At 62.1% G+C, this 14,040-nt stretch carries 14 protein-coding genes; 11 read left to right on the forward strand and 3 right to left on the reverse strand.

Annotated features, from left to right (window positions below; translation table 11 throughout):
• Window positions 1-7: 7 nt before the first annotated feature.
• The 6 genes from VCK47_RS02200 (at window position 8) to VCK47_RS02225 (ending at window position 8,037) form a co-directional block, all read left to right on the forward strand.
• Window positions 8-823 (forward strand): AraC family transcriptional regulator, encoded by an 816-nt coding sequence (locus VCK47_RS02200; protein WP_322889093.1) that lies wholly within the window; start codon window positions 8-10, stop codon window positions 821-823.
• Between the two features lie 207 nt (window positions 824-1,030).
• On the forward strand, window positions 1,031-2,689 hold the full coding sequence (locus tag VCK47_RS02205) for an ABC transporter substrate-binding protein (protein ID WP_322889094.1): 1,659 nt from the start codon (window positions 1,031-1,033) through the stop codon (window positions 2,687-2,689).
• Between the two features lie 80 nt (window positions 2,690-2,769).
• Entirely contained in the window at window positions 2,770-3,816 is a 1,047-nt protein-coding gene (locus VCK47_RS02210; protein WP_322889095.1) for an ABC transporter permease, read from the forward strand.
• A gap of 11 nt (window positions 3,817-3,827) precedes the next feature.
• Window positions 3,828-5,273, forward strand: coding sequence for an ABC transporter permease (locus VCK47_RS02215; RefSeq protein ID WP_322889096.1), 1,446 nt, complete (start codon window positions 3,828-3,830; stop codon window positions 5,271-5,273).
• 59 nt (window positions 5,274-5,332) lie between these two features.
• The gene (locus VCK47_RS02220) at window positions 5,333-5,953 is read left to right on the forward strand and encodes a hypothetical protein (RefSeq protein ID WP_416236659.1); all 621 of its coding nucleotides are present in this window, start codon (window positions 5,333-5,335) and stop codon (window positions 5,951-5,953) included.
• A gap of 11 nt (window positions 5,954-5,964) precedes the next feature.
• Window positions 5,965-8,037, forward strand: a complete 2,073-nt coding sequence (locus VCK47_RS02225; RefSeq protein ID WP_322889098.1) for an ABC transporter ATP-binding protein — start codon at window positions 5,965-5,967, stop codon at window positions 8,035-8,037.
• Window position 8,038: 1 nt separating this feature from the next.
• Here the strand turns inward: VCK47_RS02225 and VCK47_RS02230 are convergent, their stop codons facing one another.
• Complete coding sequence (locus tag VCK47_RS02230) at window positions 8,039-8,602, reverse strand: lytic transglycosylase domain-containing protein (protein WP_322889099.1); 564 nt, start codon at window positions 8,600-8,602, stop codon at window positions 8,039-8,041.
• A 154-nt stretch (window positions 8,603-8,756) separates the two neighbouring features.
• Here VCK47_RS02230 and VCK47_RS02235 point away from each other — a divergent pair, with 154 nt between their 5' ends.
• Together VCK47_RS02235 and VCK47_RS02240 are read left to right on the forward strand one after the other, a co-directional pair.
• Window positions 8,757-9,251 (forward strand): single-stranded DNA-binding protein, encoded by a 495-nt coding sequence (locus tag VCK47_RS02235; protein ID WP_322889100.1) that lies wholly within the window; start codon window positions 8,757-8,759, stop codon window positions 9,249-9,251.
• Between the two features lie 6 nt (window positions 9,252-9,257).
• The gene (locus VCK47_RS02240; protein WP_322889101.1) at window positions 9,258-9,584 is read left to right on the forward strand and encodes a hypothetical protein; all 327 of its coding nucleotides are present in this window, start codon (window positions 9,258-9,260) and stop codon (window positions 9,582-9,584) included.
• Here the strand turns inward: VCK47_RS02240 and aroB are convergent.
• On the reverse strand, window positions 9,581-10,693 hold the full coding sequence (aroB, locus tag VCK47_RS02245; RefSeq protein WP_322892266.1) for a 3-dehydroquinate synthase: 1,113 nt from the start codon (window positions 10,691-10,693) through the stop codon (window positions 9,581-9,583). The genes VCK47_RS02240 and aroB overlap by 4 nt on opposite strands.
• The gene (locus VCK47_RS02250; RefSeq protein ID WP_322889102.1) at window positions 10,694-11,251 is read right to left on the reverse strand and encodes a shikimate kinase; all 558 of its coding nucleotides are present in this window, start codon (window positions 11,249-11,251) and stop codon (window positions 10,694-10,696) included.
• A gap of 148 nt (window positions 11,252-11,399) precedes the next feature.
• On the opposite strand from VCK47_RS02250, the gene VCK47_RS02255 reads away from it, so the two are divergent.
• The 3 genes from VCK47_RS02255 to VCK47_RS02265 are packed head-to-tail and all read left to right on the forward strand — an operon-like array spanning window position 11,400 to window position 13,997.
• Complete coding sequence (locus VCK47_RS02255; protein WP_322889103.1) at window positions 11,400-11,552, forward strand: hypothetical protein; 153 nt, start codon at window positions 11,400-11,402, stop codon at window positions 11,550-11,552.
• 19 nt (window positions 11,553-11,571) lie between these two features.
• Window positions 11,572-13,059 (forward strand): hypothetical protein, encoded by a 1,488-nt coding sequence (locus tag VCK47_RS02260; RefSeq protein WP_322889104.1) that lies wholly within the window; start codon window positions 11,572-11,574, stop codon window positions 13,057-13,059.
• Window positions 13,060-13,076: 17 nt separating this feature from the next.
• Window positions 13,077-13,997, forward strand: coding sequence for a site-specific tyrosine recombinase XerD (locus VCK47_RS02265; RefSeq protein ID WP_322890007.1), 921 nt, complete (start codon window positions 13,077-13,079; stop codon window positions 13,995-13,997).
• Window positions 13,998-14,040: the final 43 nt, after the last annotated feature.

The raw sequence follows: 14,040 nt of genomic DNA on the forward strand, positions 1-14,040 counted from the left end.
AAGGTTCATGAGCTTGATGCAGCACGTCCCGTCAGCGCTTGCGCTGGCGCCATTGTCCCATGCCGGCCCCGCGATGCGCTGGCGCACCGAAGCAATGCGCAGCCACGCGACCGCGCGGCTGATCCTGATCACCAAAGGTCAGGGCCGCGTGACCGTGGCGGGCCTGACCAACGGCTATGGCCCCAACAACCTGATCTATCTGCCGCCACAGACGATGTATGGCATCGAGGTCGGAGCCAGCGTGCATGGCCAGATCCTGACCATCCCCGACGCCGCCGACTGGCCCGCCCTGCCCGTGCATCTGCGGCTGATGGATGTCTGGCTGCAAAAGGAAGCAGCGCAGTATTTCGACCAGATCGAACGCGAACTGCAACCGTCAGGAAACCCAAAGGCCGCCGACCTATGGCTCGGGCTGCTTGCGATCTTCATGGACCGGCAGGCACGCGCGCAGGTCGCGACCCCCAACGACAGCCGCCGCGACAGTGCAGCGGCCAAGCTGGTCGCGCGCTATACCAAACTGATTGCACGCGATTTCCGGCTTGATCGCGGTGTCGGCAGCTATGCCGCAGAACTGGGTGTCACGCCTACGCATCTGGCGCGTTGTTGCCAGCAGGTCGCAGGGCGTTCTGCGCTGGCGCTACTGCATGACCGCATCCATTACGAGGCTTGCGTGCTGCTGCGCGACACAGCGACCCCGATCAACCAGATCGCGGACATGCTGGGCTTTCATTCGGCCGCCTATTTCACCCGCAGCTTTCAGGACAAATCCGGCCAGACGCCGTCGGATTTCCGGCGTGCCAACGCACGCAGTTTCGCGCGCTAAGTTTCTGCTCTTGCTGGGACAAAAGAGGCGTATGTCGCTTTTGTGACTTGGTAAGGTCGCTTTTTGGCAATTTAGCTGCAACGCCGCTGTTGACGCACGGGCTGAAATACGGCGCTATGGGGCCAACCCGTTCATTGGGGTTGCGCGTGACGGCATAAACCACGTCAGCGCCAATAATATTACGATCGCCTTTACAGGGAGAGACCCATGACCAAGCACGATCAAGCGATGCATCCCATCGCCTTGCAATATGCCCGCGACGAAAAGGCAGGCAAGCTCAGCCGCCGCGAATTCATGGCGCGCACAACCGCGCTGGGGATCAGCGTGCCTGCTGCTTACGGCCTTTTGGGGCTGGCCGTACCCACCGCTGCCAACGCGCAGGTCCAGCAAGGCGGCACGGTCCGCATGCAGATGGAAGTCCGCGCCGTCAAGGAACCGCGCGCCTTTGACTGGCCGCAGATCACCTATGTGACCGCAGGCTGGCTCGAATATCTCGTGGAATACAACAACGATGGCACGTTTCAGCCCATGCTGCTGGAAAGCTGGGAGGTCAACGACAACGCCACCGTCTATGTGCTGAAGGTCCGTCAGGGTGTCACATGGAACGACGGCACGCCGTTCACCGCAGAGGATGTGGCGCGCAATATCACCGGCTGGTGCGACACCACCGTCGAGGGCAATTCTATGGCCGCGCGTTTCTCCGCGATCATCAATTCCGAGACCGGTCAGGCCCTGGACGGCGCGATCGAGGTCATCGACGAACACACCGTGCAACTGAACCTGCCCGCCCCCGATATCACGCTGATCGCGGGCATGTCGGATTATCCAGCCGCCATCACCCCTGCGGATTTCAACGCCGATACGATGCTGGAAAACCCCGTGGGCACAGGGCCTTACCTGCCCGAAACCGTCGAAGTTGGTATCCGTGCCACGCTGGTGCGCAATGAAAACCACGACTGGTGGGGCTATGCCGCAGGCAAGGGCGCTTATCTCGACCGGATTGAATATATCGACTATGGCACGGACCCGTCGGCTTGGGTGGCTGCCGCTGCGGCTGATGAAGTCGATATCATTTATGAAACCGTGGGCGATTTCGTCGATATCTTCAACAGCCTCGGGTTCGAGGAATCCTCGGTCGCGTCGTCGTCGACCATCTGCATCCGGCCCAACCAGCGCGCAGAAATCGACGGTGTGCGCCCCTATGCCGACAAGCGCGTGCGCCAGGCCATCGCGATGGCCGTCGACAATGCCGTCTGTCTGGAACTGGGGTACGCCGGTCGCGGCGAAGTGGCCCGCAACCAGCACGTAGGCCCCATGCACCCGGCATGGGCCGATGTGCCCGCGATGCCGCATGATCCCGCCCGCGCGCTGGAACTGCTGCAAGAGGCCGGCATGGCCGATTTCGAGATGGACCTGATTTCCATCGACGACGACTGGCGCAAGAACACGACCGACGCTGTCGCGGCCCAGCTGCGCGACGCGGGCTTCAACGTGAAGCGCACGATCATTCCGGGGGCGACCTTCTGGAATGACTGGACGGAATATCCGTTCTCCTCGACCGACTGGAACCACCGTCCCATCGACACGCAGACGCTGGGGCTGGCCTACCGGTCGGGCGAGGCATGGAACGAAAGCGGCTTTTCCAACGCCGAATTCGATGCCCTGCTGGCCGAGGCGAATGCGATCCCCGATGCTGACAACCGCCGCGCCGTGATGCAGCGGTTGCAGGAAATCATGACCGACGAAGGTGTGACCCTGCAGCCCTATTGGCGCACGATCTACCGGCATGCCAAGCCCGGTTTCGTGGGCTGGGACATGAACATCGCCTACCTGCCGCATATCTACAAGATCGGCATCGCGGCGTGATCTGACGAATAGGCCGCCCTGACAAGGGCGGCCTTTTTCGCACCGCGCAGCTTTGATCACAGCAAGCGACAGGGGCCTTTATGGGACTATTCATCTTGCGGCGCATCGGGATCATGATCCTGACGGCGCTTTGCCTGACCTTTATCGTCTTCTGGCTGACAAACCTTTTCCCAAATCTGGAAAAGCTGGCCAAGACCCAAGGCAATTTCCGCATGTCCGACGAGGCGGTGCTGACCTATCTGGGCAATAACGGCTATCTGCAACCCTTGCCGGTCAAATACGGCCAATGGCTGGGTGTGCTGCCGGGCTATGTGATCGAAGGCACCGACGGGCAGATGCGTGCGCGCTGCGCCACGGGCGGGCAGGACATTGCCGAGGCAACGACGTTTTGCGGCATCCTGCAAGGCAACTGGGGCTATTCGACCGTGTTCCGTGACGACGCGGGCAGCATCATTGCAACCCGTCTGGGTCTGACCGGCAAGCTGATGTTCTGGGTCATGCTGCTGATGGTGCCGGGTGCTTTGATCATCGGCGTGCTGGCGGGCATGAACGAAGGCTCGCGCACCGACCGCAGCCTATCCACCGTGTCGATCCTGTCAACCGCGACGCCGGAATATGTGTCGGGCGTTGTGTTCATCTCGGTCTTCGCGACCGCGACCTTCGGGATGCAATGGTTCAAAGGCACGGCCACGGCCGCGATGGATGATGCCAATTTCGAGAATTTCTTTCTACCGGTCCTGACGATCGCCCTTTACGGCATGGGCTATATCGCGCGGATGACGCGGGCCAGCATGACCGAGGTGATGACTGCGCAATACATCCGCACCGCCCGCCTGAAAGGTGTCGCATTCTCTCAGATCGTGCTGCGCCATGCGCTGCGCAATGCGCTGATCGCGCCTTTCACCGTCATAATGCTGCAATTCCCGTTCCTGCTGAACGGCGTCGTGATCGTCGAGACCCTGTTCAACTACAAGGGTTTCGGCTGGACGCTGGTGCAGGCGGCCAGCAACAACGACATCGAACTGCTGCTCGGTGTTTCCATCGTTTCCGTTTTCGTGGTGCTGACCACACAGCTGATTTCCGACATCGGCTATGTGTTTCTGAACCCGCGCATCCGCATCGCATAAAGGAGGACCCTATGGAGCCTTTGACATGGACAGGCAGTCTGGGGGTGTTTCTGAACCCTGCCCTTGCGATCAGCACAGCGCTTTTTGCGGTCGTTTTTGTGGTGCAATCGGTGTTGCGGCTGTTCACGGCACCCGTCACCTTGCAGGCCAATCCCGACGGCACGTTGCAGGCGCGCGGCGGATTGCTGGGGACTTTGGAAACAGCAACAGGCTATCTGTTCTGGGCGGTCGTCGCGGTGCTGCTGGCCTATCTCGTCGTGCCTTTGGTCATGCCCTACGGCAGTGCGGGGATCTTGGGCGAGATCACGCGCCGCCTGCTGCCGGTCTGGATCGCGCTGGTTGTGACCTTCGCGCTGTCGATCCGGTTCAAGCGGCAGCTGGGGCTATACGGCAAGCTCTTCGACAGCACCGTGGGCATGATCGGTTTCGCGCTGGTGATGTTCTGGGTCTATGTCGCGGCTTTCGTGGGCCTGTTCGACATGATCGTCACGCATGATTACCTGCGGCAGGTGTCGGGGCTGAAAAATGCCCTGCCCGGCGTCGTGGCCCCCGAAGGCACCCAAGGGGCGATCCCACATTACCTGCTGGGCGGCGACAACCTTGCGCGTGATATCTTTAGTCGCGTCATGGTGGGGTCGGTCTTTGTCATCGCGATTGCGCCGCTCGCCACGATCTTTGCCTTCATGGTCGGCATCACCTTGGGCCTGCCGGCGGGATACTATGGTGGCAAGCTGGATACAGCCTTGTCCTTTGCGGCAAACCTGATCCTCGCCTTTCCGGTGATCCTGCTGTTCTACCTGCTGGTCACACCGGAAATCGTGCAGACCGGCATCCCGTCTTATATGGCGGCGTTTCTGTTTGCCTTTCCGCTGATCTTTATCGGCGTGCTGATCAACACCCGCTATTACACGCAACCGGCCAAGCGCACCGCGATCATGGTGCCGGTGCTGGGTATCCTCGGCTGGCTTTACCTGTCGGCCATCAACGCGCGCGGCACGGTGATCGACTTTCTGCCCGCATGGATGGACCTGTTCGATATCTCGGTGCTGGTGGTTTTCGTGTCTGTCGTGTTTGTGAACGCGCCCACGGTGTTCCGCATCGTGCGGGGCCTGACGCTGGACTTGCGCACGCGCGATTATGTCGCCGCCGCCCAGACCCGCGGCGAGAGGGCTTGGTACATCATGCTCTGGGAAATCCTGCCCAATGCGCGCGGGCCGCTGATCGTCGATTTCTGCCTGCGCATCGGGTATACGACGATCCTGCTTGGGACGCTCGGGTTCTTCGGTCTGGGTCTGTCGTCCGAAAGCCCCGACTGGGGCACGACGATCAACGAAGGGCGCAAGCTGCTCTTGATCTTCATCCACCCCGCCCTGCCGCCCGCCATCGCGCTGCTGAGTCTCGTGCTGGGGCTGAACCTGCTTGCTGACGGATTGCGCGAAGAAAGCCTGAAGGATTGATGCCGGTGGATGATACATCCAGTCTGCCGGAGCCGTCCTATCGCGGCAAACCCGCTTCGGTGCGCACGCTCGAAAAGTTTGGCCGCGAGCAATTGTCGGCGCATTTCTTTATGCGCGACTTTCTCTACAGCGAGATTGCGTCGGTCCACGGGTTGCAGAACATCCCCGACGATCCGGTGCTTGCCGTGCAAAGCGGACGCAGGCTGGCGCAGGACCTGCTGGAACCGCTGGTCGCCACCTTTGGGCCCATCGTGGTGCGCTCCGCCTACCGCGCGCCCGCGGTGAATGAATACGGGCAAAGGGTATATAAAAGCTGTTCCTCGAACGAGGCCAATCGTGCCGCCCATATCTGGGACCAACGCGACGCGGCAGGGAATATGGGGGCTTCCGCCTCTGTCGTGATCCCGTGGTTCGCGCGCCGCTATGCCGAGGGGCGTGACTGGCGCGATCTGGCGTGGTGGCTCTACGACCACCTCGATTTTCATGAAATCCAGTTCTTTCCCAAACGGGCGGCGTTCAACCTTGGCTGGCGCGAAAAACCCGAACGCCGCATCGGCAGCTTTGCCGCACCGCGTGGCAACCTGACGGCACCAAACGGACCGCCCCCCGTGCCGCCAGAGGCTCGCCGCGCGGCCTATGCCGATTTTCCGCCGTTTCAGGGGATCGCATACCCCACATGAAGGACCCCGCCATGACGGACCAACCCATCCTTGAAATCGACAAGCTGTCGATCTCGTTCTTCACCCGACTGCGCGAGATTCCGGCCGTCATGGATTTCTCGGCCACCATCATGCCGGGTGAAGCTCTGGGGCTTGTGGGTGAATCCGGTTGTGGGAAATCTACCGTGGCCTTGGGGGTGATGCAGGATCTCGGGGCCAACGGGCGCATTGTCGGCGGGTCGATCAAGTTCAAGGGCGAGGAGATGAACACCATGTCCCCCGCCCGCCTGCGCGAGATCCGCGGCAGCAAGATCGCGATGATCTATCAGGAACCGATGGCGTCATTGAACCCCGCCATGAAGATCGGCAAGCAGCTCATGGAAGTGCCGCTGATCCACGAAAAAGTCAGCGAGAAAGAAGCCTATGCCCGCGCGCTGGAGGTTGTGACTGACGTCAAACTGCCCGATCCCAAACGCATCCTGAACAGCTATCCCCATCAACTCTCTGGCGGCCAGCAGCAGCGCATCGTGATCGCCATGGCGCTGATGTCGAAACCCTCGCTGCTGATCCTTGATGAACCGACAACCGCGCTAGATGTGACGGTCGAGGCGGCGGTGGTGCAGCTGGTCAAGGATCTGGGCCGCAAATACGGCACCTCGATGCTGTTCATCAGCCACAACCTTGGACTTGTGCTGGAAACCTGCGACCGCATCTGCGTGATGTATTCGGGCGAGGCGGTCGAGCGTGGCAGCATCGCCGATGTCTTCGACGACATGCAGCACCCCTATACGCAGGCCCTGTTCCGGTCGATCCCGCTGCCCGGTGCCGACAAGAACGACCGCCCGCTGGTCGCGATCCCCGGCAATTTCCCGCTGCCGCATGAACGCCCCCAGGGGTGCAATTTCGGCCCGCGTTGCGATTATTTCCAAGCCGGGCGCTGCGATCAGGGGGTGATCCCGATGGCTCAGGTCGCAGGCAACGACCGTCATCAGACGCGCTGCATCCGCAATACCGAAATCGACTGGTACGCGCCTGTCACCGCCGCTGCGACCAAGGTCAAACACGCCCCCGGTCAGGTCGTGCTGAAGATGGAGAACCTTAAGAAATATTACGAGGTTGCGGCCAATGCCCTGTTTGGCGGCGGCGACCGCAAGGTTGTCAAGGCCAACGAGACCCTCAGCTTCGAGGCGCGCGAGGGCGAGACGCTGGCCATCGTGGGCGAATCCGGTTGCGGCAAATCTACCTTTGCCAAGGTGCTGATGGGGCTGGAAACCGCGACGGACGGGCAGATCCTGCTCGACAATCAATCCATCGGCGATGTGCCGATTGAAAAACGCAGCACCAAGAATGTCGCCGACATCCAGATGGTGTTCCAGAACCCCTTTGACACGCTGAACCCGTCGATGAGTGTGGGCCGCCAGATCATCCGTGCGCTGGAAATCTTCGGGATCGGCAAAACCGACGCGGAACGCCGCGCGCGGATGCTGGAGCTGCTCGATCTGGTAAAACTGCCGCGCGCCTTTGCCGACCGGATGCCGCGCCAGTTGTCGGGCGGGCAGAAACAGCGCGTCGGCATCGCGCGCGCCTTTGCGGGCGATGCGCGGATCGTGGTGGCGGATGAGCCGGTCTCGGCGCTGGATGTGTCGGTGCAGGCGGCGGTGACGGATCTCTTGATGGATATCCAGCGCGAACATAACACGACGCTCTTGTTCATCAGCCACGACCTGTCCATCGTGCGCTATCTCGCAGACCGTGTGATGGTGATGTATCTGGGGCATGTGGTGGAACTGGGCACCACCGATCAGGTGTTTTCGCCCCCCTATCACCCCTATACCGAGGCGCTTTTGTCCGCTGTTCCCATCGCCGACACGCGGGTGACCAAAAAGCACATCGTGCTCGAAGGCGAGATTCCGTCGGCGATGAACCCGCCGCCGGGCTGTCCGTTCCAGACGCGCTGCGGCTGGAAAGCGCAGGTCCCGAATGGCTTGTGCGAAAAAGAGGTGCCGCCGGTGCGCGCGCTCGCCCCTGGTCACCAGATCAAATGCCATCTCGACGATGCGACACTGGCGGGCATGGAGCCTGTCATCCAGATCGCGGCGGAATGACCTACTGGCCCCAGACTGCCACAACATAGCCTTGGGTTTCAGGATAGGGCGGGATGCCGCTGTGGCGTGTCACGGCACCAGGACCTGCGTTATAAGCCGCCAGCGCCAGCGGCCATGTGCCGAACGTGTCGAACTGCATCCGCAGATAACGCGCGCCACCGTCCAGATTGGCCTGCGGGTCGCGCGGATCGACGCCGAGATCACGCGCGGTTTCGGGCATTAGCTGCGCCAGCCCGATCGCCCCCTTGTGGGATACGGCCTGCGGGTTCCAGCCGCTTTCCTGCTGCACAAGGCGCAGAAACAGATCCTCCGGCACGCCGTGGCGCAGGGCGGCGGACCGCGCCAGATCCAGATAAGGCCCGCTGTAGCGCCCCTGATAGGCGGCCATCGCGGGCGGCACGGTCACGCTGGGCGGTTGCAGGCTGATCGAGCGGGAATACTGTTCGGCCGCGCGTCCATCGAGCACCTTGAGCTGATTCTGGAACATCGTCGCGCGGTCCTGCGCCGCAAGCGTCGTCCCCAAGACGCAAACCAGCGCGCCTGCACAAAATTTCGACTGTCGCATCTACGCGTCCTGCGTTCTGATCGCCATATCCTATCTCAAACGCGCGTACCGACCAAGCCCCGACGCAGATCAGGGGATAGCAAGCAACCGTTAACCTTGTTGTGGCATCCGGTGTCTGTCACAAAAGCGCCAACAGAATCGAAGGAGGCACGACATGGCCGGATCAGTGAACAAAGTCATTCTTATCGGTAATCTTGGCGCCGACCCGGAAATCCGCAGCTTTCAGAACGGCGGCAAGGTGGCAAACCTGCGCATCGCCACGTCCGAGACGTGGAAAGACAAGAACACCGGCGAACGCCGCGAAAAAACCGAATGGCACACGGTCGCGATCTTTCAGGAAGGTCTGGTCCGCGTGGCCGAGCAATATCTGAAAAAAGGCTCCAAGGTATATATCGAGGGCAAGCTGCAGACCCGTAAATGGCAGGACCAGTCCGGTGCCGACCGCTATTCGACAGAAGTCGTGTTGCAGGGGCTGGGCGGCACGCTGACCATGCTTGACGGGCGCAGCGACGGCGGCGGCAACAGCGGCGGCGGCGATTACGGGTCTGGCAACGGCGGCGGAGGCAGTGGGCGCGGCAGCTACAACGATGGCGGCTATGGTGGCCCGTCGGGCGGTGGCAGCGACATGGACGACGAAATCCCGTTCTGATCCGGCATGCAGACCACGCCCGAACTCCAGATCCTGATCCTGAATGCAACGATCCTCGGGATCGCCTATTACGGGATCTATCCGACCCTGCGTGAAAAAACCGCAAACCGCATCGTTACGGTCGACTTTGTGCTAAGCGTGCTGGCGCTTTGCGTCGCGGGGGCGTGGTTCTGGGGAACGGGTGTGTCTTTCAACATGCTGCTTTTCCACGGCAACTGGGCCTTGTTCACCATCATCACGATGATGCTGATGGAAATCCCGCTGTTCATCCATTTCGCCCGCAGATACGGGATCAAGCTGACCTTTGACGACGACGAGGATGACAGGGTCTAGCGGTCCGCCAGCGCATCCATGAGCAGCGCGCGCACCGCGTCGCGCGGCACGTCCGAGGTGATTAAAGCCTCTCCGATCCCGCGCGCAAGGATGAAGCGCAGCTTGCCGTCCTGCACCTTCTTGTCCTGCGCCATCAGATCCAGCAGCGCATCAGCATCAGGCAGATCGCCTGCGATATCCGCGATATCGACCATCATCCCCATGTCGCGCAGATGCGCGCGCACGCGGCTGGGATCTTCCTGACTGCACAGGCCCAGACGCGCGGATAATTCAAACGCCAGCGCGCAGCCGATGGCCACACCTTCGCCGTGCAACAGCCGGTCGGAATAGCCTGTCGCCTGTTCCAGCGCATGACAGAACGTATGGCCAAGGTTCAGCAGCGCACGCTCGCCCTGTTCGGTTTCGTCGCGCTGAACGATCCCCGCTTTCATCTCGCAAGACCGCGTGACAGCGCGCACGCGGGCCTCCATATCGCCCGCCGCCATGCCGCGAGCGGATTTTTCGAGCCAGTCAAAGAAAGCCGCATCGCCCAAAAGCCCGTATTTGACGACCTCGCCATAGCCCGCCAGAAAATCGCGGCGCGGCAGCGTGCCCAAAAGCGCGGTATCGGCCAGCACCAGCGCGGGCTGGTGAAATGCACCGACAAGGTTCTTGCCGTGCGGTGAATTGATACCCGTCTTGCCGCCCACCGAACTGTCGACCTGTGCCAAAAGGCTGGTCGGCATCTGCACAAAGCGCACCCCGCGACGCAGGATCGCGGCGGCAAACCCCACCAGATCGCCGATCACCCCGCCGCCAAAGGCGATGACGCAATCCTTGCGTTCGACCTTCTGTGCCAGCAGCCATTCGACCACACGTTCCAACTGCGCCCAGCTTTTCGTGGCCTCTCCCGCAGGCAGGGCCAATGCGTCCGAGGTCAGCCCCGCCGCCGCAAGTGCGGCCTGCAAGGCAGGCAAATGCAAGGCTGCGACGTTTTCATCGGTGACGATGCAGACATGCCGCCGCCCGCCCAATGCCGCCAAATGCGCGCCCGCCTCCGCGATCAGGCCGGGGCCGATATGGATGTCATAGGCCCGGCCGGGCAGATCGACATGGACTTTGGCGGTCATTTAAAGGGTCTCCAGATAATCGGGGCGCGTCGCTAGCAGGCGCAGCGCATCTTGCGTCGTCTCTTCGATCGAGGCGTGAAAGGCGATGGGCAGCCGCAGACCCGCCTGCGCATAAACCTCGCGCCGCTGGTCCAGCAAGGCGGCGAGCGTCCCCTTGGGGTCAGGCGTGCGCAACAAGGGGCGCGTATCTTTGTGGCGGACCCGTTCCCATAGTGTTTCCAGATCGGCATCAAGCCAGATGGCGATAGCGTCCCGCGCGATCGTCTCGCGGTTTTCGGGGGCCAGAAACGCACCGCCCCCCGTCGAGATGATCCCCGGTGGCCCACCCAGCAGGCGGCGCAGCACCTCGGTTTCGCGGCGGCGAAAGAAAGCCTCGCCATCGCGGGCAAAGATTTCTGCGATGCTCAGGGCTGCGGCCTCTTCGATGGCGGCGTCGCTGTCGACGAAAGGCACATCCAGCATCGCGGCCAGCGCCCGGCCGATCGCGGTCTTGCCCGACCCCATCATGCCAACCAGCACCACCGAGCGTTTGAGCCGATATGCTGCCCCGCCTGCCATGCCTTTCCTTTCGTTCCGTTTCGGCCAGCTGACGCCGACCTGAAATATTTGTGAATGAATGGCGTGATATTGCCTGAAAGACCATATATAAACGGCGCTGAAAGTGGCGCGCAGATCACTTATCATCGACGGCAGAGCGGGGCAGGCAATGTGGCGGTTCATTAAATTACTGATCTTTTTGATCATTCTTCTGGCGATTGGCCTTGTCGGCTATGCCTATATCGGTCCCATCCTGTTCCCGTCGGATTTCGCCGCCCCCGCACAGGAGGTGACGCGCCCTGTCACGCTTGAGGCAAACTAGCACGATCACAGCGTTTTTGATGCTGGTCGCGGGCCCTGTCATAGCGCAGGACCCACTGTCCTCTATTGACTGGCTGTCACAGGAGGCGACCACCGCCACCCTTCCCGACGAACCGCCCGTCACCGACAGCGCACTTGCGCCCGAAATCAATGTCACGCCGCTGGGCGGGCTGTCCAAGGACCCGATCGGGCTTTTGCCATCGGATGTCACCGGATTGCCGCGCAACATCTGGTCGTCCAGTGATGAACAGGCCTTGGTCGAATTGATCAGGTCAGACCGGCACGAATCGTTACCGACCATCGTGGAATTCGTGAAGGTCCTGATGCAGGCCCGCGCCGATCCACCGCTGGGGGCAGGACCAGACGGCGCAGTGTTTCTGGCGCGTGTCGACAAGTTGGTCGACCTTGGCGCGGTGGAACAGGCCAAGGCGCTGATCGAGCTTGCCACGCCCGATACCCCTGCCGTGTTCCAACGCTGGTTCGATCTGTCGCTTCTGACCGGCACCGAAGACGCCGCCTGCGCGGTGATGAACGATACCCCCGCGCTGGCCCCGACCTATGCCGCACGGATTTTCTGCTTGGCGCGCGGCGGCCAATGGCCTGTTGCGGTGCTGTCGCTGAATACGCACCGCGTGTTGGGCGACATTACCCTGTCCGAAGCCGATATGCTGGCGCGTTTCCTTGACCCCGAACTTTTCGAAGGCGAAGCACCGCTGCCTGCGCCCAGCGATGTTACCCCGCTGACATTCCGGCTGTTCGAAGCCTTTGGCGAACCGCTGGTCACCTCGGGGCTGCCGCTGGCCTTTGCCCATGCCGATCTGCGCGGCAACAACGCGTGGAAAGCCCAGCTCGAGGCTGCCGAACGGCTGGCGCGTCGCGGCGCTGTGCCCGAAAACGTGCTGCAAAACTTCTATACCGCGCGCAGACCCGCCGCATCGGGCGGCATCTGGGACCGCGCGGCAGCAGTGATCCGCCTCGATTCAGCGATCACCGCCAGCGACGCCGAAGGCGTGGAACGCCATTTGCCCGCCGCGTGGGATGCGATGAAACAGGCCCGCACCGAAGTGCCTTTCGCCAAGCTATACAGCAGCGCCCTGCAAGAGATGGACCTGCGCGGCGAGGCCGATGAAATCGCAAACCGCGTGGGCCTGCTGTCCGAGGACTACCGCGCTGTCGCCGAACGGCTGGCGGCGGCCGGTGACCCTTTCGATCCGTTCCTGATCGCCATCGCATTGGGTCGCCCGCAGGATGTGCCGATGACCTCGCCCCGTGCGCTGGCTATTCAGGCAGCCTTTGACGGCGCCCCCGCCCCTGTCGAATTGCAGGACCTTGTCGCCAACGGCAAAACCGGAGAGGCGATGCTGCGTGCGATCAGCCTTTTCAACGAAGGCTACGCAGGCGAGGCTCGGTCATTGACCGATGCGCTGGCGCTGTTTTTGTTACTGGAACTTGACGATGTGGCGCGGCGCGCGTCGCTCGAATTGATGATCCTGGACCGCGCGACGTGACCCAAGGCCCTGCCAGCATGGCGCGCTGGGTGCAGACCTTTCTGCAAGCACAGGCCGCCGAACGGGATGCCGCGACCAATACGCAACTGGCCTATGCACGCGACCTGCAAGGGTTCGCCGGATGGCTGGGCGACAAGGGGCTGCAATTCGGCACGGTGTCGCAAGACCAGATCGAAAGCTACCTGATCGATTGCGAGGCCGAAGGACTGGCCAAAGCCACCCGCGCACGGCGGCTGTCAGCGATCAAGCAACTGTTCCGCTTTGCCTTTGACGAAGGCTGGCGCGCTGACAATCCCGCCATGCAGATCACCGGTCCAGGCCGCGCGCAACGCCTGCCCAAAACGCTGGACCTGTCCGAGGTGGACCGCCTGCTTGACGCCGCGCGCACCAGCCCCCGCGACGGGCTGCGCAATGCCTGCCTGATGGAACTGCTTTATGCGACAGGCATGCGTGTGACCGAACTGGTCAGCCTGCCCGTGGCCGCCGCGCGCGGCGATCCAAGGATGCTTCTGGTGCGCGGCAAAGGCGGCAAGGAACGGCTGGTGCCTCTGTCACCGCCCGCCCGTACCGCCATGGCCGCATGGCTGGCCGCGCGTGATCAGGCCGAGGAGGCCGCGCGCAAGGCAGGTAAGCCAGCATCGAAATACCTCTTTCCCTCGCATGGCAAAGCGGGCCATCTGACGCGGCACGCCTTTTTCGGGCTCATCAAAGGCTTTGCCGCAACCGCCGGACTGCACCCCGACAGGGTCACACCGCATGTACTGCGCCATGCGTTTGCAACCCATCTGCTGGCGGGCGGGGCCGACCTGCGCTCAATCCAGACCATGCTGGGCCATGCCGATATCGCCACGACCGAGATCTATACCCATGTGCTGGACCAGCGGCTGAGTGATCTTGTCCTGCAACACCATCCGCTGGCAAAGACCGCGAAGCCTTGAAGCGGACGCCTGCGCAAGCAATATAGACACGAACCATCTGAAA

It is taken from the genome of Yoonia sp. 72 (assembly GCF_034652275.1).
Lineage (GTDB): Bacteria > Pseudomonadota > Alphaproteobacteria > Rhodobacterales > Rhodobacteraceae > Yoonia.